Annotated in this window: 22 protein-coding genes; 10 read left to right on the forward strand and 12 right to left on the reverse strand. The window is 69.0% G+C overall.

All coding sequences use genetic code 11. The features are described from left to right. Positions 1-180: 180 nt before the first annotated feature. From GD1_RS12515 to GD1_RS12525, 3 genes are all read right to left on the reverse strand, one after another. Complete coding sequence (locus GD1_RS12515; protein ID WP_059037278.1) at positions 181-531, reverse strand: thrombospondin type 3 repeat-containing protein; 351 nt, start codon at positions 529-531, stop codon at positions 181-183. 110 nt (positions 532-641) lie between these two features. Further along, positions 642-1,178: an RNA polymerase sigma factor gene (locus GD1_RS12520; RefSeq protein WP_059037280.1), complete on the reverse strand. Its 537-nt coding sequence runs from the start codon at positions 1,176-1,178 to the stop codon at positions 642-644. 94 nt (positions 1,179-1,272) lie between these two features. Next, complete coding sequence (locus GD1_RS12525) at positions 1,273-1,605, reverse strand: hypothetical protein (protein ID WP_059037282.1); 333 nt, start codon at positions 1,603-1,605, stop codon at positions 1,273-1,275. 95 nt (positions 1,606-1,700) lie between these two features. On the opposite strand from GD1_RS12525, the gene GD1_RS12530 reads away from it, so the two are divergent. From GD1_RS12530 to GD1_RS12540, 3 genes are read left to right on the forward strand one after another with little or no spacing between them, the layout of a single operon-like run. Further along, positions 1,701-3,110: a GTPase gene (locus tag GD1_RS12530; RefSeq protein ID WP_059037283.1), complete on the forward strand. Its 1,410-nt coding sequence runs from the start codon at positions 1,701-1,703 to the stop codon at positions 3,108-3,110. Then, positions 3,110-4,918, forward strand: a complete 1,809-nt coding sequence (locus tag GD1_RS12535; RefSeq protein ID WP_059037315.1) for a dynamin family protein — start codon at positions 3,110-3,112, stop codon at positions 4,916-4,918. The genes GD1_RS12530 and GD1_RS12535 overlap by 1 nt, the downstream gene beginning before the upstream one ends. Next, positions 4,915-6,390, forward strand: coding sequence for an Hsp70 family protein (locus tag GD1_RS12540; RefSeq protein ID WP_059037285.1), 1,476 nt, complete (start codon positions 4,915-4,917; stop codon positions 6,388-6,390). The genes GD1_RS12535 and GD1_RS12540 overlap by 4 nt, the downstream gene beginning before the upstream one ends. A gap of 21 nt (positions 6,391-6,411) precedes the next feature. Here GD1_RS12540 and GD1_RS12545 read toward each other — a convergent pair whose 3' ends face one another. Continuing rightward, positions 6,412-6,786 carry a VOC family protein gene (locus tag GD1_RS12545; protein WP_020793361.1) on the reverse strand — a complete coding sequence of 125 codons (375 nt, stop codon included), beginning with the start codon at positions 6,784-6,786 and terminating at the stop codon, positions 6,412-6,414. Between the two features lie 80 nt (positions 6,787-6,866). Continuing rightward, complete coding sequence (locus GD1_RS12550) at positions 6,867-7,484, reverse strand: hypothetical protein (RefSeq protein WP_059037287.1); 618 nt, start codon at positions 7,482-7,484, stop codon at positions 6,867-6,869. Between the two features lie 390 nt (positions 7,485-7,874). On the opposite strand from GD1_RS12550, the gene GD1_RS12555 reads away from it, so the two are divergent. Then, positions 7,875-9,362, forward strand: coding sequence for an SDR family oxidoreductase (locus GD1_RS12555; RefSeq protein WP_020793359.1), 1,488 nt, complete (start codon positions 7,875-7,877; stop codon positions 9,360-9,362). 16 nt (positions 9,363-9,378) lie between these two features. Here GD1_RS12555 and GD1_RS12560 read toward each other — a convergent pair whose 3' ends face one another. Next, entirely contained in the window at positions 9,379-10,299 is a 921-nt protein-coding gene (locus GD1_RS12560; protein WP_053778222.1) for an RNA-binding domain-containing protein, read from the reverse strand. A 139-nt stretch (positions 10,300-10,438) separates the two neighbouring features. Between GD1_RS12560 and GD1_RS12565 the strand changes: the two genes are divergently transcribed. Further along, positions 10,439-11,992, forward strand: a complete 1,554-nt coding sequence (locus tag GD1_RS12565; RefSeq protein ID WP_059037289.1) for an HNH endonuclease signature motif containing protein — start codon at positions 10,439-10,441, stop codon at positions 11,990-11,992. Positions 11,993-12,026: 34 nt separating this feature from the next. Here GD1_RS12565 and GD1_RS12570 read toward each other — a convergent pair whose 3' ends face one another. Next, positions 12,027-12,740 (reverse strand): DUF5134 domain-containing protein, encoded by a 714-nt coding sequence (locus GD1_RS12570; RefSeq protein ID WP_020789429.1) that lies wholly within the window; start codon positions 12,738-12,740, stop codon positions 12,027-12,029. Next, positions 12,737-14,209 (reverse strand): PepSY-associated TM helix domain-containing protein, encoded by a 1,473-nt coding sequence (locus GD1_RS12575; protein WP_083534140.1) that lies wholly within the window; start codon positions 14,207-14,209, stop codon positions 12,737-12,739. The genes GD1_RS12570 and GD1_RS12575 overlap by 4 nt, the downstream gene beginning before the upstream one ends. Positions 14,210-14,337: 128 nt before the next feature. On the opposite strand from GD1_RS12575, the gene GD1_RS12580 reads away from it, so the two are divergent. From GD1_RS12580 to GD1_RS12595, 4 genes are all read left to right on the forward strand, one after another. Continuing rightward, the gene (locus GD1_RS12580; protein ID WP_059037293.1) at positions 14,338-15,999 is read left to right on the forward strand and encodes a flavin monoamine oxidase family protein; all 1,662 of its coding nucleotides are present in this window, start codon (positions 14,338-14,340) and stop codon (positions 15,997-15,999) included. A 13-nt stretch (positions 16,000-16,012) separates the two neighbouring features. Beyond that, positions 16,013-16,864, forward strand: a complete 852-nt coding sequence (locus GD1_RS12585) for a carbon-nitrogen hydrolase family protein (protein WP_059037295.1) — start codon at positions 16,013-16,015, stop codon at positions 16,862-16,864. 393 nt (positions 16,865-17,257) lie between these two features. Next, a complete protein-coding gene (locus tag GD1_RS12590) occupies positions 17,258-18,454 on the forward strand; it encodes a DNA polymerase IV (protein WP_059037296.1) in 1,197 nt (398 codons plus the stop codon). Further along, on the forward strand, positions 18,451-19,395 hold the full coding sequence (locus GD1_RS12595; protein ID WP_059037298.1) for an esterase/lipase family protein: 945 nt from the start codon (positions 18,451-18,453) through the stop codon (positions 19,393-19,395). Before GD1_RS12590 ends, GD1_RS12595 begins: the two co-directional genes overlap by 4 nt. A gap of 194 nt (positions 19,396-19,589) precedes the next feature. Here the strand turns inward: GD1_RS12595 and GD1_RS12600 are convergent, their stop codons facing one another. The 4 genes from GD1_RS12600 to GD1_RS12615 form a co-directional block, all read right to left on the reverse strand. Then, on the reverse strand, positions 19,590-20,204 hold the full coding sequence (locus tag GD1_RS12600) for a TetR/AcrR family transcriptional regulator (RefSeq protein ID WP_059037301.1): 615 nt from the start codon (positions 20,202-20,204) through the stop codon (positions 19,590-19,592). Positions 20,205-20,296: 92 nt separating this feature from the next. Beyond that, positions 20,297-21,958 carry a SulP family inorganic anion transporter gene (locus GD1_RS12605; RefSeq protein WP_059037303.1) on the reverse strand — a complete coding sequence of 554 codons (1,662 nt, stop codon included), beginning with the start codon at positions 21,956-21,958 and terminating at the stop codon, positions 20,297-20,299. 20 nt (positions 21,959-21,978) lie between these two features. After that, positions 21,979-22,353: an ArsR/SmtB family transcription factor gene (locus GD1_RS12610; protein WP_059037305.1), complete on the reverse strand. Its 375-nt coding sequence runs from the start codon at positions 22,351-22,353 to the stop codon at positions 21,979-21,981. 230 nt (positions 22,354-22,583) lie between these two features. Next, positions 22,584-23,069 (reverse strand): SixA phosphatase family protein, encoded by a 486-nt coding sequence (locus GD1_RS12615; protein WP_059037307.1) that lies wholly within the window; start codon positions 23,067-23,069, stop codon positions 22,584-22,586. Positions 23,070-23,161: 92 nt separating this feature from the next. Between GD1_RS12615 and GD1_RS12620 the strand changes: the two genes are divergently transcribed. Beyond that, positions 23,162-24,046 carry a DMT family transporter gene (locus GD1_RS12620; RefSeq protein WP_020792019.1) on the forward strand — a complete coding sequence of 295 codons (885 nt, stop codon included), beginning with the start codon at positions 23,162-23,164 and terminating at the stop codon, positions 24,044-24,046. Positions 24,047-24,051 lie beyond the last annotated feature (5 nt).

The raw sequence follows: 24,051 nt of genomic DNA on the forward strand, positions 1-24,051 counted from the left end.
AACCGAGTTCGGCTGTCTGAGGTTTCGACTCAGGTCCTCGCGATGCTCGGTCCTGGCTCAACCACCCACAGGGCGTTGCCCATTGAGATTGGATAGCGGTGGTTGGGTTGACGAGTTCGTCGCTTGCTTGTTGTCGGCGCAACCACCAATGGCCAGTTGATGGTTGATCGGTGTTGCTCGTCAGAGGTCGGTGTCCGACGACGGGAGGTCGTCGTCGAGTGAGGTCACATTGCCCTCGTCGTCGACGGCGGTGTCGTAGAAGCCGTCACCGTCGATGTCCAGGGCGATGGCGTCGGTCTCGCCGTCACCATCGGTGTCGAGCTCGGCGAGATCGGTGAGACCGTCGCCGTCGGTGTCGGTCTCGACCAGGTCGGCAACGCCGTCTCCGTCGGTGTCGCTGATCAGGGTCTCGGTGATGCCGTCACCGTCGAGATCGGCCTCGACGACGTCGATGATTCCGTCTCCGTCGGTGTCGTAGGCGATCGCGTCGTTGATGCCGTCGCCGTCGGTGTCCACATGCTGGCTGCTCATTGTCGTTTCCTTCGGGGTTGGGGTGTTTGTGCTTCTGTCTGGTTGGAGGGCTGCGGGGCGGGGAATGTTCCCGGTGTCGGCCAAGTCATCTGGAGAACCGACCCCCTGGCTCAGCGGAGATCTGCGAGCAGGTCGGCGAGGAGGGCGCGTGCCCGCGAGATGCGGCTGCGTACCGTCTGCAGGCCGATGCCCTGCACCTCGGCGATGTCGGCATACGAGAGGTCGCCGTAGACGCGCAGCACGAATGTGGCGCGGTAGGCGTCGGGCACCTGGGCGAGGGCGTCGGCGATCCGGTCGGCGACGACGATCTGGCCGGCGACGTCGACATCCGCGGAGAAGTCCACGTCGTCGATGTTGTCGGCGTCGGATCGCTTGCGGATCTGTGCCAGTGCGGCATTGGAGGCGATCCGGAACAGCCACGTGGACAGTCGCGCGTCGCCGCGAAATCGGGGCAGGGCGCGCCAGGCGGCCACGAGTGCCTCCTGCAGCGCGTCCTCGGCGTCGGTGCGATTGCCCGTGGTGCGCAGGCAGATCGCCCACATCCGGTCGCGATGGGCACCGACCAGTTCGGTGAAAGCGGCCTCGTCGCCGGTCTGGGCACGGGCGAGGAGTTCGGCCTCGGTGAGGTCGCCGGGGATCGGACGCACGCGCTCATCGTAGGGACGTCGACGGCCGCGTACCCAGGCTTCGCGCCCGAAATGTCGGCAAACTGTATACCCGGGAATCTGGGGGTGGGTGGACTCAGAAGTCCAGGTCATCGCCGGTGTCGGGGTCGTCGGCGGCACCGGTGGGATCGTCGGCGGCCTCGTCCCACAGCGTGTCCGCATCGGCCGGCCAGCCGAGGTCCGACGAGGTGTCGTCGTCATCATCGTCGACCGAAACGGTCTCGGCGACAGACACTTCCGAGTCGTCGGAAGCCTGTTCGCCGGCCGGCTCGGTGAGCGAGTCGTCGGCCTCACGGTCGGGATCGAAGGCCGCCGACAACGCCGTGTCCCACGTGTCGGCGGGCACGTCGAGGCCGGTCACCGGGTCGTGCTCGCCGATCCAGGTGTCGATGTCGGTGTCTTCGCTCATCGTTTCCCTCCCACGTCTGCGGTCATACTCTGTTGGAGTCCGGCCGGGCCGGAATAGTTCCCGGCGGGTGATCTCTCGACACGGAAGGCGGGTCGGTGGGCGAGCGTACGACTCTGCGCGGCAGGCTGGATGCGCTGCTCGACGAGGTCGCCACCATCACCGGCGACGACACCGACGTCGCGGCATTGCGCGCCGGACTCGATGCCCCGCTCACGGTGGCCCTCACCGGCCGGGTCAGCTCCGGCAAGTCGACGCTGCTCAACGCGCTGGTCGGGGATCGCGTGGCCCCCACCGACCGCACCGAATGCACCAAGGTCGCCACCCTGTACCGGGCCGGCTCACCGTCGCGGGTCGAGGTGGTGGGCCTCGACGGGACCGTTACCGAGTTCCCGGGTCAGATGCGCGGCGACCTCGGCCGGCCGTCGTCGGAGATCGACCATGCCGTCGCCTACACCCCGTCCCGGCTGCTCCGCGACCACTTCCAGGTGATCGACACCCCCGGGCTGTCGGGGTTCACCGACACCGCCGAGACGGCGACCCGCCGCGTCTTCGCCGGAACCGGCAGCCTGCCGCGACCGGATGTGGTGCTGTTCCTGCTCGACGACGTCGGCGGTCCCAAGGCCGACGAGGTGGAGATCCTCCGCCGCTCGGGGGCATCGGCGCAGAACACCATCCTGGTGATCTCGCAGGCCGACCTCATCGCCGCCGACAACCCGATGCTCAAGGCACTCGAGATCGCCCGGCGCATCCAGCGGCGATTCCCGGCGACCGCCGGCGCGGTGGTGCCGGTGTCGGGGCTGATGGCCGAGGCCGGGATCTGCGGCGTCACCGAACGCGAGACCGCGCAGATCGCCCGCCGCGGCGACCTCGAGGACTGGGAGCTGTTCGCCGTCCTGGACGGATCCGAACCGGCGCCGCCGGGTCTCGACGTCGAGATGCTGGGCCGCCTCGAACAGCTCGTCGGGACCTACGCGATGGAAGCCGGCGGTGCGGCGGCCGCATCCGGGGCGCAGGCGTACTGCTCGTGGCTGCAACGGGTCTCGGGGATCGCCGACCTCCGGCAGGCGATCGGACGACGCTTCGTCGCCGTCGGTGACGTCCTCAAGGCCCGTACCCTGCTGGCCGACCTGCAGACCCTCGCCCGCCAGGAGCCGATGGTGCGCAACGGTTCCGGGGCATCGATCCGCACCGCCCTCGAACGTGCCGAGCTCGCACCGGAACTCCACCGGCTGCGTGAGGTGTCGGCGCTGGAGGCGCTGTCGCGGTGGCATCCGGACAGTGAGGTGTCTGCGGAGCTGGGACATGCTGTGGCGGTGCGTGATCCACGTATCCTGCTGGGTCTGCCGCCCACCGCGGGCCCCGCCGACGTCGACACCGCCGCCCGCACCCGCGCGATAGCCCATCGAACCGGTCGCGGGCGGGCGCGGACCTCGGCCGAACGGGAGGCGATGCTGGTGCTGGAACAGACCTATCAGTTGGTGCGACGCGGAATGTGGGGATCCTGATGGCGGCACCGGAGATCGACGTCGAGAAGAAGCCGGCGGCCGACAGCGCCGATGCCGTCCTGCGGTCCGCACTCGCGCTGCTGCGCAAACACGGTGAGATCGAGGTCGCCGACCGCGCTGAACGCGTGCGCGCCCAGCCCGCCCCGGACGGGGGAGTGGTGGTGGTCGGCGAGGTCAGCCGCGGCAAGAGCTCGCTGGTCAACGCACTCGTCGGACAACCGGGGCTGGCGCCGGTCGACGTCGAACTGGCCACCAGCGTGCACGTGCGGTTCGTCCCGGCCACCGACGAACTGCCGGTCGGCGCCGCCGACATCGAGTTCCCCGGCACCACCACACGGATCGACGCCGCCGACCTCGCCGACTGGGTGACCGTCGACGGCCCGGGTGCCGGTGAACTCGACGAGACGGCGCTGCCCGTGGTGTCGGCGCGGGTGGGGATCGACTCCGCACTGTTGCCGGACACGATCATCGTCGACACCCCGGGGGCCGGGTCGATGATCCCCGAACACGCCGAGTCCGCGGTCGCCGCGGTGCGCGGCGCGGGGGTGCTGGTGATGGTCTGCGATGCGACCGCACCGTTGAGCGCCCCCGAACTGGACTTCCTGTCCCGGCTGGGCGCGGAACTGTCGGCGGTGGTCATCGTGGTCACCAAGACCGACCTCGTGATGCGCCAGTGGCGGGCGATCGTGACCGAGAACCGTGATCTGATCGCCCGGCACGCACCACGATTCGCACACGCACCGATCATCGGGGTGTCCACCCGGATCGCTGGGCAGGCGGCCGGGATCACCGACCCCGACCGTGCGGCCCGAGCACTCGCGGCGTCGGGCATCCCGGATCTCGTCGCCGCGCTGAAACCCCTGGTACGCAGCACCTCCACGGCACCGGAACGCAATGCGCTGCAGGTCGCGTTCACCGGACTCGACACCGTACGCGCCCGGCTGCTCGTCGACCTGAAGACCGCGCGCGCCGCACCGGAGGTGGTCGCCGACGTCGAGACCGAACGTGCTCGCCTCACCGCGCTGAAGGACCACAAACGCGAGTGGGCGACGAGGCTGCAGCAGGATCTGGCCGCGCTGTCGGTGCGCGCCGACGACATGCTGCGCGAGGAGTTCGACGTTCTCCAGGATCGGTGGACCGCACAGATCGACCGGCTGCACTTCTATGCCGTGCCGCGGGCCTCGCAGCAGCTGGTGGGGCAGATGGTGGTGGATCTGGAGGCGGTGGCCCGGCGGGTCGGGCAGGCCTACGTCGACGGGATCGCCGACATCGCCGACGACCTCTTCGCCGACACCGAACTGCGTTCGTCGGTGCTCGACGGCCTGGCCGAGGCCACCGACGACCTGGAACTCCGTGGCGAGAAGAAGGTCTCGCCGTGGAAGAACCTGCTCGACCCGGTGCTGTTCAGCGTGATGGCCTCCGGTGGTCCGCTCGCGCTGATCCCCGGGATCGGGATGGTGGCCTTTCCGGTGTGGGCGGGGGTGGTCCTCGGTTTCCGCGCGGCCCGCGCGGGCAAGGAGAACCACCGGAAGTGGCTCACCAAGGCGGTCGCCGACATGAAAGGTGATGTCCGCTCGCAGCTCAAGGCGCTCAACGCGCAGGCCGCCGGTGATCTGCGGATCGCCTACGACGCGGTGCTGGAGAAGTCGCTCGCCGAGTCGGCACGGATCATCAACGAGGCCGCGGCGGAGTCCAAGAAGTCCGCCGAGGAACGGAAGCAGACCGCCGCCGACGTGCGCGCCCGGATCGGCACCGTCGACACGGTGCGCAAGAACATCATCACGGTGTTGCGACGCCCCGTGGGATGACGCAGAGTGAGGCGATGGACTCCGAGCGCAGGCCCGTGCTGTGCATCGACCTCGGCGCCACCGGTGTTGCCGCGGCCCGTCGGGTCGGCCGTGATGCGCCGGTCCCCGTGCCGCTGGGCCGATCCGGACCGACGATGCCGACGGCGGTGTTCGCCGACGGGTCGACGCTGGTGGTCGGCGAGGAGGCGTTGCGTCAGCGGGACCGCCGGCCGGACGCGGTGGAGGAGTCGCCCCGATCACGGATCGCCGAGGCCGATATCGAACTCGGTGACCGGCCCTGGCCTGTCGTCGACGTGCTCGCCACGGTGCTCGCCCACGTCCGGCGGGCTGCGGCGGATGCCGCGGGGGCGTCCGGGTCCGGGGCATTCGACACGGTGATCCTGACCCATCCCGACATGTGGGCCGGCCGCCGCACGGGTGTGCTGCAGGCCGCGGCCGAGCGGGCCGGGATCCGGCGCGAGCAGATCAGGCTCGTACCCCAATCCCTCGCAGCTGCCTGGTATCAGGCATATCGGGGAACCGAGGTGGGGGAGGGCCGGCCGGTCTGTGTGGTCGACATCGGTGCCGACACCTGCGATGTGAGCGTGCTGCACGCCGACGGCACAGGGGGTTTCACCGTCACCGACGCTCACAGCGCCGCGGTTGCCGGCCGGGACATCGACGGCCGGCTGACGGAGTGGGTACTCGAGGAGGCCGCACATCTCGATCCGGCTCTGCCCGAACTGATCCGGACGTCGGGGGAGGAGATCGCCCTCGCCGACGCCGTCCGCGCCGCCAAGGAGGCGCTGTCGGAGGCGGCGCAGACATCGGTGGTCCTCCCCGGCGTCGACCGGTCGCTGTTGCTGACCCGACGCGAGTTCGAGGAGATGATCGCACCCGTCGTCGCCCGGATCGTGGGCGTGGTGACCGATGCGCTCGCCGACGTGGACGGTGAGCCCGTGCTGTATCCGATCGGCGGGACGAGTGCGATCCCGGCGGTGGCCTCGGCGCTCGCCGCGATCGGGCGGGTGGTGCAGCACGATGATCCGAGAACCGTTGTCGCGCAGGGCGGTCTGCTCCCGCCGGTGACGGTGCGCCGAACCCCGGCGCGCGGAACCCAGGCGCGTGGAATACAGGCGGGTGGAACCCAGGCACCTGCTCCGATCGGTCACCGGATCACGGCGCCGGTCGTCGAGGCGGGTGCCGTCGTCGAGGAACTGCTCTGCGCCCCAGGTCAATCCGTGCGCACCGGGCAGCCGTTGGCACGGATCCGGGTGGCACAGGGCGTTCTCGCCCTCGAATCCCCGGTCGACGGGGTGCTCGCCGCGATCGACCTGCGGCCGGGTGTACCGCTGCGGCCGGGAGTGGTGTTCGCCGCGATCGGCACACCCGGTCTGTCCCGCGAGACGTGGCCGGGTCTGCACCGGGTACCGGCGGTGCTCACGGCCGGTGACCGCCCGCGTGCACGCGGCGGGCGCCGCAGCGCACGCTGAACCGATCGCCGTCGAGATCACCTATTGCGCATACCGATACGGGAGATACTGGACGTTCCAGCGGTTGCCGTCGGGGTCGCTGAAGTACACGAAATGCCCCCAGGACTGGATGTCGACGTCGCTGACGTCCACGCCGGCGTCGACGAGTTGCCTGCGGGCGGCGTCGATGTCGGAGACGCACAGCATGTGCACGCCGGTGGTGGGTGCCGGGCCGTCGACGATGCCCTTGCCGAAGGCAATCGAACAGCCCGATCCCGGCGGGGTCATCTGGACGAAGCGAACCTCGTCGGAGACGGTGTGGTCGTGATCGGGGTTGAAGCCGATCCGGGTGTAGAAGTCCTTGGCGCGATCCACATCGGTGACGGGGAGCAGCGCGACCTCGAGCGTCCAGTCCATGATGGTTCCTTCCCTGGTTGGCGGTGCGGTGATGCCGTGAATCCAGGGTGACGCCGATTGCGGACAGATGCGGTCCTCGATCAGAGGGATTGTCGATGGTCCGACGTCGAGTACGAGGAGGGCCGGGTGCGGCGTCCGCGGACCAGGATGATGGTGGCGCAGGTGATGCCCATCAGGGTGATCTGGATCGGGAAGATGTATTCGATGGGTTCCCAGTGCTGCAGACTCAGCAGCGTGATCAGGCCGTTGGCGATGCCTGCGAGAAAGACGACGGGCCGTTCGGTCTCAGGGCTGGTCCACGCCTTGCGCATGGTCGGCAGACCGGCCAGCAGGTCTGCGGCCGACGCCGCGATCACCGCGAGCAACGGGTTGTCGAAGGTCATCCACAGGATCAGCGCGATCACCGAGGCGCCGCCGCAGACCAGGTCGAACGGCCCGATCTGCCAGAATCCGGACCGCGCCGCGAACGAGGCGATCAGGATCAGCGCCGGTCCCAGTCCGACGGCGAGCAGGAACACCGCGGGCAGCCCGACGCCGTCGGCGATCTGGGCGGCGAATCCGATCAGCGGGGCGAATGCCCACAGGAACCACGTCACGCAGTTGGGCATGACCTTGCCGCGCAGGGTGAGCACCGCATAGCGGAGGCTGCCGATCAGCGAGATCGCCGCACCGAGCCAGACGAAATGGGGGCTGATCATCTGGCCGGGGAGTGAGGCGGGATCGTCGCCGGCTCGTCGACGCCATCGATGGGTGCCACGTCTCGCTCTCCTGTACCGGTCGGGGACGGCAGTCCTCCGGCGAAGCCGGTCGAGAAAGCGTCGTGGTGTGCCCGACCAATGTAACCGGATCGGCCGCCCACCGTCGGCGCAGCCCGACCCCGCGGCGTCGTGGGAGTCCCGGCGGTCGTCCGGCACGCCGTGGAAGACCGGCACGCCCATCCGAGCCCTCGTCGGCGCCGAACACCCAGGTGTGCACCGAAGAGACGAATCGTCCACGCGGCGCGTGCCATCCGGTCGGCCTGTCGACCCCCACGGGCGAGATCTCCCCAGGGCCCTGGCATCGGCACGTCTCCACGGCCAGGAGGTACCGTGACCGACACCACTCCCACCGACAACCCGCTGCGGATCCTCGTCACCGGCGCCACCGGCTACATCGGTGGCCGGCTGACCCCGCGTCTCGTCGCCGCCGGGCACCGGGTGCGGGCCCTCGCCCGCAACCCCGACAAGATCAGTGACGTGCCGTGGACGGCCGACGTCGACGTCGTCCGCGGAGACCTCACCGACCCGGAGTCACTCGACGCGGCCTGCCGTGACGTCGACGTCGTCTACTATCTCGTGCACTCGATGGGGCGCGGGGCGTTCATCGACGCGGAACGCCGGGCAGCCGAGAACCTCGCCGAAGCCGCGCGCAAGGCCGGGGTCGGACGCATCGTCTACCTCGGCGGCCTCCACGAGCAGTCCGACCGGTTGTCGATGCACCTGCGCTCCCGACGCCAGGTCGGCGAGATCCTGATCGGCTCCGGGGTGCCGACGGTGGCGTTGCAGGCCGGGGTGGTCATCGGATCGGGGTCGGCATCGTTCGAGATGATCCGGCACCTGACGAACCGACTGCCGCTGATGACCACACCGCGGTGGGTCGACAACCACATCCAGCCGATCGCGGTGCGCGACGTGCTCCACTACCTGCTCGCCGCCGCCACCGCGCCGCTGGAGTGCAATCGCACCTACGACATCGGTGGCCCGGACGTCCTGCGCTACGGCGAGATGATGCAGATCTACGCCGATGTGGCAGGCCTGCACCCACGCCGGATACTCGTCCTCCCGGTTCTCACACCGAAACTCGCGGGTCTGTGGATCGGGTTGGTCACCCCGATTCCGCCCGCCCTGGGGCGGGCCCTGATCGAGTCCCTCAGCACCGATGCCGTGACCACCGAACACGACATCGACGCCGTCATCCCGCCACCGCCGGGCGGGACGACCGGATACCGCGACGCCGTGGCCCTGGCCCTGGCCCGGATCGAGAACGGCGACGTCGAGACCACCTGGGCGAACGCCTCTCCCGTGGGCGCGCCGGCCGATCCGCTGCCGTCGGATCCGGACTGGGCGGGCAACATCGTGCACACCGACACCCGCAGCATCGTCTGCGATGCTCCGATCGACCTGGTGTGGAAGGTCGTCGAGGGGATCGGCGGGGAGAACGGCTGGTACTCGTTTCCGCTGGCGTGGACCATACGGGGCTGGCTCGATCGGTTGACCGGGGGCGTCGGACTGACGCGCGGTCGGCGACACCCGCAGCGTCTGAACACCGGCGACGCCCTCGATTTCTGGCGAGTCGAACGCATCGAACGTCCGCACCTGCTGCGACTGCGTGCGGAGATGCGCACGCCCGGCGGTGCTTGGCTCGAATGGCATCTCGAGGCCGCCGACGAACAGCACACCAGGCTGCGTCAGCGAGCCGTCTTTTTTCCGAAAGGCCTTGCCGGGCAAGCCTACTGGTACTCGTTACTGCCGTTCCACGGGATCATCTTCACCGGGATGATCAGCAATATCGCCGGTGCCGCGAGGTCGGGCGGGTGAACGCCGGTCCGTCGGCTCACATCTGGCCACCGGCCGAGAGCCGCACCGCGGCCCGGGCCTGTGCGGCCAGGGCCGCGCCCGCACCGATCGGCCACCGGTGGGCGATGTACTCGCTCGCCTGGTCCACTCCGAGCTGTCGCGACGAGTTGCCGGTACGCAGCCAGAACTCGGGCGGGGTGTTCTTGCCGGGCCGGAGGTACACCGGTCGCGGCGACGGTCCGGCGATCACACGGCACACCGGCCGCGTTGTCGGGGAGTCGGGGCTTCCGGGGTTGTCGGGGGTTTCGGCGGTCGGGATCGCCTCGACATCCTCCACCGACACCTCCACGGCCGCTGCGGCGGTCTGCCCCAGCGCCGTGGTCAGCAGGTCACGCAACCACAGCTCGAAGCGGTCGGCGTCGGGGGTCTTGAGGGTGGCGTAGTCGGGGTCGAGTCCCAGCGGCGTGCCGGCGTCGTCGACCCCGATCAGCAGCGTGCCCCCGTCGGCGTTGAGGAATGCCGACACCGTCTTGACGATCACCTGCTCCATCTTGGGGTCCTTGGCCCCGGTCCGCATGTTGATGCGGGCCGACGACTTGAACTCCACCTGTGCCGACTCGCCCGCCGCGATCAGCTCGGGGATGCTCATCCGCAGGTCGCGCTGCAGGTGGGTGGCGATCGCCGCGTACACGGCGATCACCAGGATCGAGCCGACCAGCGCGACGATCACCGGCAGCGGACTCCAGATCCGCAGCCGCGGGTCGATGGCGCCGGCGATGAACAGGCCCAGCGCGCTGCCGGCGATGGACAGCACGATCGCGGTGGTGCCGTCGAGGGTGGCGCGTCGGCGCAGCAGCCAGCGGGCGATGGCGCTGAAGATCCACGCCAGGATCAAGACCACGATCAGCGCACCGGCCGTCGCCCACAAGGGTGTCACCGAGTCGGGCACGTGCTCCATCGTCCTGCCTCCTGCTCCTCGTCCCCGGTCGCCTCGAGCGGGGTCTCCGAGCGACAAGTATCCCTTGCACTCCGCACCTCCACCGGGGCCGGGTGTGCGGTCTGACGGTTTTGTCGGTACCCGCCGCTAGTGTGAAAACATGTTCGACTACGCCGACCCGGAGGGCGACCTGACGCGTATCGCGCAGGCCGATGCTTCCGGGTTGGTGCTGGCGGGGCAGTCCGCGATGCGGTTGGAACGGCAGGCCGGGGCCCGCAAGATCCTGGCGGCGACGGCGTTGGCGCGGCAGACCTATGCGCAGGTGATGGAGCTGTGTGACGGCCTGAATGTGGCCGAGCTGCCGCAGAAGGCGGCGTTGCGGGAGGTCGCGTTGCGGTTCGAGGTGCCGGTCACCACCGCGGGTCGGTGGATCTCGTTGGGCGGCATGCTCGATGGTCTGCCGCGGGTGCGGTCGGCGTTTGTCGAGGGTGTGCTCTCCGAGCACAAGGCCCGGATCGTTGCCGAGGCCCTCGTCTCACTCGATGACGAGGCCGATCTGGCCGAGGCCGTGGAGGTCGCGCTCGGGTTGGCGGCGACGGCGATCACCGGGTCGGGGTTGCGGGAGGAGCTGGAGAAGCTGCTGATCTCGCTGGATCCGGCGGGTGCGGCCGAGCGGCGTCGGGAGTTCGAGAAGCAGCAGGATGTGCGTATCCGCAAGGAATGTCATGGTCAGTCGACGATCGATGCGATGGTTCCGGTGCGCGATGCGGTGGTGCTCGAGGATCGGATTGCGGGGTTGGTGTCGGGGTTGTGTCCGGGGGATCCGCGGTTGCCGGGTCAGCGTCGGGTTGCGGCGTTGACGGCGTTGGTGCGTGGTGAAGGCCGGTTGGTCTGTGGGTGTGGTGATCCGGGGTGTCCGACGACGGTGCGCCCGGATGTCGGTACGGATCGGGACGGAGATCCGGACACCGGCCCGGACGCCGACACCGACACAGACGCTGATGCCGTCACCGATGCCGGTTCGGTCGTGGCGTCGACCGAACTCGTGGTGGTTCCGGTGCGGGCGGTGGTCGAGGTTGTGGTGGATGCGCCGACGTTGGCGGGTGTGGTGGGGGAGATGGTGCCGTTCATCCCGGGGTATGGGGTGATCGATCCGGATCTGGCGCGCATGATCGCTGCGGATGGCACGTGGCAGGGTTTGTATCGGGAGGCGCGGTTGGATCGTGCTTCTGGTGTGGTTGTCGCTCAGGGGGTTCGGAAGGGTCGGACGCGTCGGGCGGGGACGGTGGCGCCGGGGCATCTGGTGGCTGCGGGGCGGTTGGTGGTGCGGTCTCGGCCGCCGAATGTGGCGGAGATCGAGCATCTTTCGCCGATCGATCCGTGCGGGCATGGTGGGTTGGTGGTTCCGCCGCCGGGGGCGTTGGTTTATCAGCCGGGTGAGCCGTTACGGCGTGAGGTTGTGTTGACCGATCGGCGTTGTCGTGCGCCGTATTGTGATCGGGTGGCCGAGGGGTGTCAGCTCGATCATGTGGTGCCGTTCGATCATGTCGATCCTCGTTCGGGTGGGTGGACGATTGCCGAGAATCTGATTCCGTTGTGTGTTCCGTGTCATCAGTTCAAGCATGTGGGGATCTGGGTGCCGACACTGTATCCGGGGCGGATTGTGGTGTGGCGCAATGTGGTGACCGGTGAGGTGTTGGTGACCGTACCGTGAATGGTGCCGGCCGTCGCCGCGTACCGCCCCGTCGCTACACCACCATCACGAAGAACATGATCGACATCCCCGCCGCCATGAACACCTGACACAGGTCACCGGCAAAGGACAGCACGTCGTCGGGGGCGCCGGGCTTGCGCCGACGATCGAAGTACAGGTAGAGCCACACCGCGGTGGCGATCGCGAAGCCGATGGCGAGCACCCAGTTCACCGGGGCGACGTAGCCGGGCTGGCCGGCCATGTGCATGTCGGACATGCCGGGCATGTCCCCGCCACCATGATCCGAATGGTCGTGCACCAGAACGATTCCCGGTGCCACCGTCGGGCCCGCCATGTGCATGGTTGCCGAATCGTGGCCGGGCAGCAGCCCACCGTTCATCACCGCATACATCCACGCCATCGCGCCCATCATGGCCGCGTGATAGACCGCCGCGGCCCGCCCGAACACCGAGGTCGCCGGTGGCACGCACCCGCACTCGTCGGAGTTCCGCACCGACCCGGGGAACACCAGACTCACCAGGAACCACGCCGCGGCCAGGATGAAGAACACCATCGGCCCGGTCGTCGGCCAGTCCATGCTGAACGGCCACGCCATCACCAGCATCGCCACCGACATGATCAGGTGCAGCGCATGACCGACATACGAGCGCCACGGCATCGACCGCACCACGATGAGATAGAGGCACTGGGCTGCGGCGAGCCCGAACAGGATCGTGACGACCCAGCGGAGCAGGAGACCGTCGATCACCGTGCGACGCTCCCGGCCTCGACCCGACGAGAGGCAGCGATGCCCCGCACGGTGTCGACCATGACGAACAGGGCCAGCGGGAGACCGAACCACGGCACGTACCAGCCGATCACCGCGACCGCGGCGACCACCACGACCGCCTCGACCGGACGCAGCGAACCGAGCGCGCCACGCCCCGGGGTCTTGGGCAGACCACCCCCGGCGGGCCGGCGGCGCCACCACATCAGATAGCCGCGGACGATCACCGTCAGCAGGCCGATTGCCAGCAGGATCAGCACGATCTGGTTGATCACCCCGAACAGACCCATATGGGCGCTGATCGCCCACTTGGTGAGTTTCGCGGCGAGCGGCCACTGCGCGAAGTCCACGCGGTCGGTCACCGCGAAGGTGTGCGCATCCACCGCGATCGCATCGAAGTGGCTCGGATATCCGCGCGCATTCTCCGCCACCGACCACGCCGCACCGCCGGTCGCGGGCGGGGTGATCACCAGCGGACCGACCAGGCCGGCATCATCGGCGGTCTGCAGTACCCGCGTGTAGTCTGCATCGGTCACGGTGTGCGCTGCCGCCGGGGCCGACATCCCGTCCATCCCCGCCATGCCGGCGTGCTCACCGCCACCCGCACCGGCACCGGCCGACGTCGACACCGACGGCGACGTCCACGACATCGCCGTACGCAACTGCGAGATGCTCTCACCGGCATAGCGCGACCAGCTCAGGCCCGACGCCGACAGCACGAGCAGGCCGAGGATGATCCACACCCCCACCGCGCCATGCCAACTCAGCGTGCGACGACGCTTCGGGGCATCACGGTCGGGGACGAGCAGACGATTGGCCTTGTGCGTCCGCCGCCGGTAGCCGATCCACAGCACCAGACCGCCGAGCGCCACCACCCACAGCCAGCTCGCCGCGATCTCGCTGTAGTTGCGGCCGACGTCGCCGAGATGGAGGTTGCGGTGCAGGTCGTCGAACCAGGCCCGCACCGGCAGCCAGTCGCCGTAGGTGGTCAGCGCACCGCGCACCTCGCCGGTGTACGGGTCGACGAACACCGTCCGGGAACGGTCCTGCGGTACGTCGTCGACGGTCAGCACCACCCGTGTGGTGTCCCCGGCCCGCGGGGCGGGGGTCACCGAGGCGATCGTGCCCTCGGGATGGGCGGCACGCGCGGCGGCCACCTGGTCGCCGAGCGGCAACGTCGACGACCCGACGTGGTCCACGGTGAGCTCATGGCTGTAGACCGCCCGGTCGATCTGCGGGACCAGCACGTACAGCAGCCCGGTGATGGTCGCGACCAGCAGGAACGGGCCGATCAGGATGCCGGCGTAGAAATGCCAGCGCAGCAGCAGCGGACGCCAGCGGTCGGCGGCACCGTGCGGGCGGCGGCCGGATGCCGGGGTACCGGCACCCGGGGTGTCCGCATCTGCGGTGTCCGCATCGGGGGTGTCGGCGGTGGGAGGGGCTGTGACCACGTCGTCGATCCTGCTTTCATCGAAAGGCTGTCGGGACAGTGGTCGCTTCCCGTATGCGAATGGTTCCCGGCGGTCACGTGATCCGCGTCACCACGGCGTCGACGGCGGGAAGGTCCTAGGCTCGGGAGATGGAGCCCGACGCGCCGATCACGATCTTCGGCCCCGACTTCCCGTTCGCCTACGACGACTGGCTGACCCATCCGGCGGGTCTGGGCACGGTGCCCGACGAGGCGCTCGGCACCGAGGTCGCGATCATCGGCGCCGGGATGGCCGGGATGACGGCGGCCTACGAGTTGATGCGGATGGGCCTCAAACCGGTGGTGTACGAGGCCGACCGGATCGGTGGACGGCTGCGTTCGGAGCCGTTCGTCGAGGGCGAGCCGGAGATCGCCGAGCTCGGCGGCATGCGGTTCCCGATCTCGTCACGCTCGTTCTTCCACTACGTCGACACCTTCGGGCTGCGGTACTCGCCGTTCCCCAATCCGCTCACCGAGGCCGCGGGGAGCACCGTGATCGACATCGGCGGACAGACGCTGTATGCCCGCACCCTCGACGACCTGCCGCCGATCTACCGTGAGATCTCCGAGGCCTGGGACTCCGCCCTCGAACGCATCGCCGGGTTCTCCGGTCTGCAGGCGGCCATCGCCGCCCGCGACGTCACCGAACTCAAACGTCGCTGGAATGCGCTGGTGTCACAGTGGGACGACCGCAGCTTCTACGACTTCTTGTCCACATCAACCGAATTCGGCTCCCTCACCTTCCGGCATCGGGAACTGTTCGGCCAGGTCGGATTCGGCACCGGCGGTTGGGATTCCGATTTCGGCAACTCGATGCTGGAGATCCTGCGGGTGGTGCTCACCAACTGCGACACCGATCAGTACCTCGTCGTCGGCGGTGCCGAACAGGTACCGCACCGGCTGTGGACCCATGCGCCGCAACAGATCACGCACTGGCCTGCCGGGACCAGTCTGTCGTCGCTGCATCACGGTGCGCCGCGCGCCGGGGTCCGGTCGCTGCGCCGGCTCGGCCCCAACCGGATCGAGGTCACCGACCGCTGGGGCGACACCCGCGAGTTCCCCGCGGTGATCGCGACCTGCCAGGCGTGGCTGCTGTCCACCGAGATCGACTGTGACGAAGCGCTGTTCAGTCAGGATCTGTGGATGGCGCTCGACCGCACCCGCTACATGCAGTCGTCCAAGACCTTCGTCATGGTCGACCGGCCCTTCTGGACCGATCGGGACCCGGTGACCGGCCGCGATGTGCTCAGCATGACCCTGACCGACCGTCTCACCCGCGGCACCTATCTCTTCGACAACGGTCCGGACCGGCCCGGCGTCATCTGCCTGTCGTACACGTGGATGAGCGACTCGCTCAAGGTGTTGCCGCATGCGGTGGAACGCCGTGTGGAACTGGCGTTGGCGGCGCTGCGCAAGATCTACCCCGACCTCGACATCGCCGAACACATCGTCGGCCGCCCGATCACCGTGTCCTGGGAGGACGACCCCCACTTTCTGGGGGCCTTCAAGGGCGCCCTGCCCGGGCACTACCGCTACAACACGCGCATGTACGGACACTTCCACGATCAGCACACCCTCCCGGCCGACGAACAGGGGATCTTCATCGCCGGCGACGACGTCTCGTTCATGCCCGCCTGGGTCGAGGGCGCCGTGCAGACCGGACTCAACGCCGTCTGGGGAGTGATGACACACCTCGGTGGGCGTTCCCATCCCGACAATCCCGGACCCGGCGACGTCTACGACGCCCTCGGTCCCATCGACATCGGTAAGTGAGGACACCCGCCAGATGAGTGCACACACCGACCCGCTGCGACTGGCCCTGTGGCAGTGCGCACCGATCGACGATCCGACGATCGACGACGCAGATGTGGTGGAGCGCAATCTCTCCCGGCTCGAGTCGGTGCTCGTCGAGGTCGCCGGGCGTGCGGATGTGCTGATCACCCCGGAGATGTTCGTCTGCGGCTACCGCCTCGACGCCGCGCAGGCGCGGGCCCGCGCCGATGCCGTCACCGGACCGATCGCGACGCGGGTGGCCCAACTGTGCACCTGGTACGGCGTCGCCGTGCTGTACGGGTGTGCCGAACTCAGCCGGCCCTCCGACCGACCGGATGCAGAAGTATCGGATGCACCGGTGTACAACGCGATCCGACTGGTCGATGCCGGCGGACGTCTCCTGGCCACCCACCACAAGACGCACCTGTTCGGCGACATCGACGCCCGTGCGGTCTCCGCCGGGTCGCAACCGCCGCCCGTCGTCGAGTTCGACGGCTGGAACCTCGGGCTGCTCACCTGCTACGAGGTGGAGTTCCCGGAGATGGTGCGATGCCTCGCGGTGCGCGGCGCCGATGTGGTCTGCGTACCGACCGCCAACATGCCGGCCTACGACGAGGTGCAGCGAATCCTGTTGCCCGCCCGGGCACTCGAGAATCAGGTGTTCCTCGCCTATGCCAACCACGTCGGTGCCGAAGCCGATCTCGCCTACGGTGGGCTCAGCGAACTCCTCGGACCCGACGGCACCGTGATGGTGCAGGGCGACCGCGACGAGGAAGTGCTGTACGGCAGCTGCGATCGCGCCGAACTGGACCGCTCGCGGGCCGGGCACACCTATCTCGCCGACCGCCGGCCGGACCTGTACTAGATCCTGCGCATGCCCCGCGAGATCCGAAGTGGGGTTGCGTCGGCCAACCCCGTGGCCGGGACGGCACATCTCTACTCTGGGGCCAGGGCCGCGCTCTCGGCGTTTGGTTCGACCAGCGTTTGGTGCGGTTGCGGATCGCGAGTACGGCGAGAGCCGCCGAGGAACGAGTCACCCACCGTGGAACCGACAACCCCGCCGAACACGTCCTCAAAGCTGCCGCCGAAGCCGGCAATGACTGCGACCTGCGCGCACCCAAGGTCGTGGGTGTCGTCGGGAGTGTACCGGCGGTTCGCGGAGCGTGGGGCGGGAGGCAGGGCGACACCGCCCCGTGTGGCCTGTGGTGGGTGCACTGGTTCGGCACGTCTGTCCGACGGTGGACGTATCCTTGCCGATGTGAGCGCGCCCAGCCCACACCGATACCGGTGGCTGCTGCACATCGACCTCGACCAGTTCCAGGTTGCGGTGGAACGTCTGCGCAGTCCGGATCTGGTCGGCGAGCCGGTGATCGTCGGCGGCAACGGAGACCCCACCGAGGCGCGCAAGGTGGTCACGTGTGCGTCGTATGAGGCCCGCGCACAGGGGGTGCGCGCGGGGATGCCGCTGCGCAGTGCCTACCGCAAACTGCCCGACGCGGTGTATCTCCCGCTCGACATGCCCGCCTACGACGCGGCGTCGGCGCAGGTCATGGACACCCTGCGCGGCTTCGGCCATCCGGTGGAGGTGTGGGGCTGGGACGAGGCGTACATCGGGGTCGGTGATCTCGACGAGCCCGACCATGCCGCCGGATCGGCGCACGAGCAGCACGAGCAGATCGGGGACGCCCAGATCCTGCAGATCGCCACCGACATCCGGGCGGCCGTCGCGGACCGGTGCGGCCTGGCGAGCCGCGTCGGGATCTCCGACAACAAGCAACGCGCCAAGATGGCCACCGGTTTCGCCAAACGCGATGTCACCGGTGTGGCGTCGGGCCTGTCCCTCGACCTGCCGCCCAAGGTGTTCCTGCTCGACGCCCGCAACTGGAATCCGCTGATGGGCGGGTCACCACCCATCGACCTGTGGAGTGTGGGACCCCGCACCGCCGACAAACTCACCGACATGGGCATCACCACCGTCGACGCACTCGTCGCCACCCCGCGCGAGGTCCTGATCGAGCGGTTCGGGCCGCACCAGGGCAACTGGCTGTACGTGCTGTGCCGTGGCGGCGGTGACTCCACCATCACCGTCGAGCAGTGGGAGGCCAAGTCGCACTCGAAATCCCGCACGTTCCCGGCCGACCTCACCGACCCCGATCAGATCGCCACCGCCGCAACCGAACTCACCGACGAACTCCTCGACCAGGTTCGTGCCGAAGGGCGCGTGGCATTCCGGGTGGCCGTCACCGTGCGAACCTCGACGTTCTACACCCGAACCAAGTCGATGAAACTGCCCGCCCCGACCACCGACCGCGACGCCATCGTCCCGAATGTCGCCGGTCTGCTGACGAGATTCGACGAGGGACGCCCGATCCGGCTCCTCGGCGTCCGCCTCGACCTGGTCCCGGGAGACGAGCAGAACAGGGCAGACGAGCAGAACAGGGAGGTCACGTCATGACCCGATGGTTCGGTATCGCGCTGATCGCCGTGGTGGCCGCGCTGGTCGCCACCCCGGCGCGCGCGAACGCCGCCCCGCTGCCGGTCACGTATTCGTTCCTCTCCGGAATCCAGGCGGAACTGGCCGACCCGGGCGGCTCACTGCCCGGGACCAACGACTTCGACTGCCGTCCCGGCCGCGACCATCCGCGGCCGGTGATCCTCGTCCACGGCAGTGGCGGTGGGCGCCAGACCAACTGGGGCACCCTCGCCCCCGTACTCGCCAACGCCGGCTACTGCGTCTATGCCCCCACCTACGGGGCACTCGGCGACGTGTGGCCGGTGTCGGTGCTCGGCGGCCTCGGCCCCAAACCCGACAGTGCCTGGCAGCTCAAGGAATTCATCGACCACGTCCGTGCCGCCACCGGCAGCGACCAGGTCGACATCGTCGGACACTCGCAGGGCACTGAGATCCCCACGTACTGGATGAAGTATCTCGGCGGCCGCGGGCACGTCGCCCACTATGTGTCGCTCGCACCGTACTGGCGGCAGGGCCCCGACGACGATGACAGCCGCGGCGAGGCGATCGCGGGATTCCGCACGCTGCTGGGCGTTCGGCAACCCGCTCGGCCCGCATGTCCGGATTGTGTTGCACCGCCGCAAGATCTGGATTTCAACCGTGCGGTCCGCGAACCGACGCCCTACCTGCCGGGTGTGCAGTACACCAACATCGTGACCCGCGACGACGAGATCGTCACGCCCTATGACGTCGGCATCCTGGCCGGCCCGCCCGGAACGACGGTCCGCAACATCACCGTCCAGGACGGCTGCCCGATTGACCACTCCGACCACATGTCGATCGTGGCCAACCGGCGGTCGTCGGCCCTGGTGCTCAACGCACTCGATCCGGCGCACCCACGACCTGTGCCCTGCGTACCCGTGGCACCGGTACTGGGCGGGTGAGCGGCACGATCCGAGACGTGTCGAATCCCCTGTCGGCCGATGTCGGGTACGTGGCCGCGTCGGGGGTGTCACCACTCTGCGTGGGTTGCCGGGATTTCGACTCGGGTCCTCGCTCCGCTCGGTCCCGGCTCAATCATCGTGTGGGGATGCGGCCGACGCTCGATCATCGGTGGTGGATGCGGCCGCCCGCTCGATCAGCGTGCGACGTAGGTGCTCATCATCCGCACGAAGGCGTCGACGGTCCGGTCCATCGAGGCCTTGTCGGCGGTCATCACATAACCCATGGTGAGGCCGTCGGTCACGGCGATGACGGTCGGCGCGATCTCCTCGGCCGGTGCCGACCAGCGGAAGCCGCCGATCCGGGCGAACTCGCGCAGCATCCGGATGACCAGCTCGTTGTAGCCCTTGTAGAGATGTGCGGCCAGCGGCTCCAGACCGGGCGTGCGGCGGGCGAACAGACCCAGCGACAGCAGTGCGTACTCGCGGGTGGGGTTCTCGACGACGTCGTTGGCGAAGGCCTCGATCCCAGCGCGGGCCACATCCTCCGGCGGGAGATCGGCGATCGCCCCCTGCGACTCGAGGGCCTCGACACGTGCGGTGAGCGCGGCCAGCTCCTCGTTGATCCCGTGCTCGACGACGGCCGCGAGCAGCTCGTCGCGATTGTCGAAGGCGTAGAACAGGCCGGACTGGGGGACACCGGCCTCTTCGGCGATCCGCCGGGTGGTCGCATGCTCGACGCCCTCGGTCGCGATCACCCGCAGCGTGGCCTCGATGGTCAGTCGGCGTCGCTCCGCGACGGACAACCGCATGCTTTTGTTCCTTTCGGTCGGTGACACCCGGCCGTTCAGGTCGGAATGCTCCCGATGGCCGCGCCCGGATCGCCGGGCAGGATGGACAAATCCTAGCCTGACGAGTCCGGTCGGGAGGCGAGGGCCACATGCTTGCGCGCATGTGCGACGGCGTCGTCGAGTGAATCCATCAGATGATTCTCGTGGCGGAGGGAGTCGATCACGCCCACTCCGGTGAGCAGCGTGAGGTGGTCGGGCTGCACCCCCTTGATGATCACCGTGATCCCGCGGGACTCCAGGTCGGTGACGATCTCGGCCAGGGTGTGCGCACCGGTGGCGTCGAGCATGCCCAGATGCGACATCCGGATGATCACCACCGACACCGGTACGGCGTCGGCGCCCTCGCTGATCGTGGTGGAGATCCGCTCGGCCGCGCCGAAGAACATCGCCCCGTCGAGTCGCAATAGCGCGATGTGCTCGTCGCCTGGCCGTGCCGGGCCCGGCAGCGGTTCGCGGGTCACGCTGGAGCGCCGGGCCACCTGCCGCAAGGCGAAGAATGCGGCGACGACGATGCCGATCTGCACCGCCTCGATCAGGTCGAAACACACGGTGATGACCGCGGTCAGCACGAAGATCGCCGCGTCGGAGCGGGTGGACCGCAGGATCTTGCGGATCGTCGACGCCGAGATCATGCGGAAGCTGGTCACCATCAGCACCCCGGCGAGGGCGGCGAGCGGGATCGTCGAGACGGGCCCGGTGGCCAGGTAGACCACGCCGAGCAGGAACACGGCGTGCACGATCGCCGCGACCCGGGTGCGGGCGCCGGACCGCACGTTGACCGCGGTGCGGGCGATCGCACCGGTGGCCGGCATCCCGCCGAACAGTCCTGACGCCATCGACGCCAACCCCTGACCGGTGAGTTCACGGTCGGGGTCGTACGGCCCGGTCGGGGACATCGTCGCGGCCACCCGCGCCGACAGCAGCGACTCGATCGCGGCGAGTGCGGCGATCGCGAGCGCGGCCCCCGTCAGCGACTGCAGGGCGGCCGGGTCGACGTGCGGCAGCACCGGGGCGGGCAGCGACGACGGCAGCTCGCCGATGCTGGCCACGTCGATGTGGGTGAAGTGCACCACCAGGGTGACCACCACGATCGCGGTGAGCGATTCGGGGATGGCGCGGTGGATACGGGGGAGGACGGCCATGAGCACGGCGATCGCGGCGACCACACCGAGGGTGGTCCCGGCTGCGGCCCAGTCGGCGTGCACGATCACCGTCCACGCCGCGGGCAGGGTGCGCTCGCCGGTGGGGGTGGCCGCGGCGAAGGCCGCCGGGACCTGCTGCAAGAAGATGATGACCGCGATCCCCAGGGTGAAACCCTCGATCACCGGCCACGGGATGAAGGTCACCGCGCGGCCGAGCCCGACGGCCCCGGCGATCAGCACGATCAGCCCGGCGAGCACCGAGACCAGGGCGATACTGCCCAGACCGTGATCGGCGACGATCGGGGCCAGGATGACGGCCATCGCACCGGTCGGACCCGACACCTGCACATGAGAACCACCGAAGATCGCGGCCACGAGCCCGGCGACCACCGCGGTGATCAGTCCCGCCGCCGCACCCACCCCCGACGAGATGCCGAAGGCCAGGGCGAGCGGGAGGGCCACCACCCCGACGGTGATGCCGGAGACGATGTCGATCTTCCACGACGACCGCAGACCCGCGTAGTCGCCGGGGCCGGGCAGCAGCCGGCGCAGCCGCCGCGCGGCGGTGCCCATCCCGGCAGTGGCTGCCGGGGTCACGGCCGCGTGACCGGCGGCAGCGACGAGATGGCGTCGAGTTGCTCGCGCTGGGCCTGCAGGGTGTCGGCGAGGAAGGTGCGGGCGATGACCAGCAGCTCGGACACCTTCGGGTGCTCCAGCTCGTAGAAGACGGCGTTGCCGGTACGTTCGCCGCGCACCACGTGGTGGCGTTTGAGCACGGCGAGATGCTGCGACATCGTGGTCGGCCCGATGTCGATGATCGACAGCAGCTCGCTGACCGGGGTGGGGGCGCCGGCGGCACTGAGCACCTCGAGCACACGGATCCGTGCGGGGTGGGCGAGTGCCTTGAACAGATTGGCCTTGATCTCGTAGAGCGGCTGGTCGGGGCTCGGCTGACCGGTGAGCGGCACGGGGTACTCCAGGAGTCGGGATCGCGAGATATCGACGAGTCGATACCGAAGACCGTAGATGGCGGAATATCGGATTACGAAATAGCGAAAACCAGAATACCACAGGTGGGCGGGTGGTCCCCCGTGTAGCGGACACCCGAACGGGGGACACGGCAACGGGGGACACCGAACGGGGGACACCAGGATCGGGGACAGAACGGCCCGGTGACAGGGCCGGCGCCCCCGGGCGATCAGGCCCGGGGCACACGGACCCCGAGCAGATGGGCCTCGGGATCGGGGGCCAGACCGATCTCGGACCACTCGGTACCGATGGTGACCACCGCATACGCCGACGTCGGGAACCGCGGGATCTCGCCGTCGGGATCGAGGGTCAGTGCGGTCGCCGGCATTCCCGGTTCGTGTCCGACGACGAGGACCGTCGACGCATCGGCCGGGACATGGATGCGCAGTGATTCGAAGATGTCGCCAGGCGTACCGCCGTAGATGTCGTCGACGAAGGTGGTCGGTGCGGTGATGCCGGTGCGCTCGAGGGTTTGGCGGGTGCGGGTGGCCGTCGAGCACAGCACCGCGTCGACGCCGAGGCCCTCCTCGGCCATCCACTGCCCGGCCAGGGCGGCCTCCCGGATACCGCGGTCGGCGAGGGGACGCCGGTGATCGGTGACGCCGGCCGGGTAGGCGGACTTGCCGTGGCGCAGGAGGACGAGGGTGCGGGTCATGGCTGGATTATCTCCAGGTCACAAAGAATCCGGCACAGATCAGGGTGTCCTGGGGCAGTTGCCGGACCGATTTCTGCTCTAGCCTGGTGTGCGTGCATTCCTGGGTTCCCGCGCTGCTCGCCGTTCTGGCGGCGCTGCTGATCGCGTCGGGAACCGTCCTGCGGCAACGATCGTCCCGCGAATCCGGGGCGATCACCTGCGCGTGGTGGCTGGGCGCGGGGATCGCGATCTGCGGGTTCGCCCTGCAGGCCGCGGCCCTCGGACTGGGCTCGATCCTGCTGGTCCAGCCCCTGGTGGTGCTGGCCGTGCTGTTCGCCCTGCCGCTGGAGGCGTGGGCCGATCACCGTCACCCGGCCGCGCGGGAGTGGGTGTGGGGAGGGGTGCTGGTGATCTGCGTGGGCACCTTCCTGGTGATCGCGAGACCCGAGCCGTCGATGCGACGGCCCGACGACCTGATCATCTGGATCAGCGTGGCGTGCGTGATCGCGCTGGTGGTGCTGTGCGTGTTGTGTGCACGACGATCCAGCCCGCACTATCGGGCGCTGTTCTACGGGCTGGCGGCCGGCACCCTGTTCGGGGTCAGTGCGCTGCTGGTCAAGACGATCGTCTACCAGCTGATCCACCATCCGGCGCATATGCTGCTGCACCCCGAGATCTATCTGTTCGTGGTGGTCGCGACGGCGGCCGTGGTGGCCCAGCAGAAGGGGTTCGGCGCCGGTGATCTGCAGACGTCGTTCCCCGCGATGAACGTGATGGAACCGGCCGTGGCGATGATGCTCGGCGTGATCCTGCTCGGCGAGAACCTCAAGGTGTCGGTGCCGACGGCACTGTTCCTGGGGTTCGTCCTCGCGGTGATGATCCGCTCGGTGGTCGAACTCGCCAAGGAGTCGGCGGTCCGCTGCGGCCACCTGCCGGCCCCGGCGGTCAGCGCGGGACCGGCCGGGGTGGCCGGAGAGGACATGTCGATCAGGCCCTGACCTGA

The organism is Gordonia desulfuricans NBRC 100010 (genome assembly GCF_001485495.1).
GTDB classification, from domain to species: Bacteria; Actinomycetota; Actinomycetes; order Mycobacteriales; family Mycobacteriaceae; genus Gordonia; species Gordonia desulfuricans.

Bases quoted from the DNA above. Each gene is read 5' to 3' on its own strand.
- GD1_RS12605 (WP_059037303.1), bottom strand. From the start codon at position 21,958: ATGGGCACCGCCGCGCGGCGGCTGCGCCGGCTGCTGCCCGGCCCCGGC.
- GD1_RS12550 (WP_059037287.1), bottom strand. From the start codon at position 7,484: ATGATCAGCCCCCATTTCGTCTGGCTCGGTGCGGCGATCTCGCTGATC.
- GD1_RS12545 (WP_020793361.1), bottom strand. From the start codon at position 6,786: ATGGACTGGACGCTCGAGGTCGCGCTGCTCCCCGTCACCGATGTGGAT.
- GD1_RS12535 (WP_059037315.1), top strand. From the start codon at position 3,110: ATGGCGGCACCGGAGATCGACGTCGAGAAGAAGCCGGCGGCCGACAGC.
- GD1_RS12615 (WP_059037307.1), bottom strand. From the start codon at position 23,069: ATGACCCGCACCCTCGTCCTCCTGCGCCACGGCAAGTCCGCCTACCCG.
- GD1_RS12515 (WP_059037278.1), bottom strand. From the start codon at position 531: ATGAGCAGCCAGCATGTGGACACCGACGGCGACGGCATCAACGACGCG.
- GD1_RS12580 (WP_059037293.1), top strand. From the start codon at position 14,338: ATGGAGCCCGACGCGCCGATCACGATCTTCGGCCCCGACTTCCCGTTC.
- GD1_RS12595 (WP_059037298.1), top strand. From the start codon at position 18,451: ATGACCCGATGGTTCGGTATCGCGCTGATCGCCGTGGTGGCCGCGCTG.
- GD1_RS12585 (WP_059037295.1), top strand. From the start codon at position 16,013: ATGAGTGCACACACCGACCCGCTGCGACTGGCCCTGTGGCAGTGCGCA.
- GD1_RS12540 (WP_059037285.1), top strand. From the start codon at position 4,915: ATGACGCAGAGTGAGGCGATGGACTCCGAGCGCAGGCCCGTGCTGTGC.
- GD1_RS12565 (WP_059037289.1), top strand. From the start codon at position 10,439: ATGTTCGACTACGCCGACCCGGAGGGCGACCTGACGCGTATCGCGCAG.
- GD1_RS12525 (WP_059037282.1), bottom strand. From the start codon at position 1,605: ATGAGCGAAGACACCGACATCGACACCTGGATCGGCGAGCACGACCCG.
- GD1_RS12600 (WP_059037301.1), bottom strand. From the start codon at position 20,204: ATGCGGTTGTCCGTCGCGGAGCGACGCCGACTGACCATCGAGGCCACG.
- GD1_RS12560 (WP_053778222.1), bottom strand. From the start codon at position 10,299: ATGGAGCACGTGCCCGACTCGGTGACACCCTTGTGGGCGACGGCCGGT.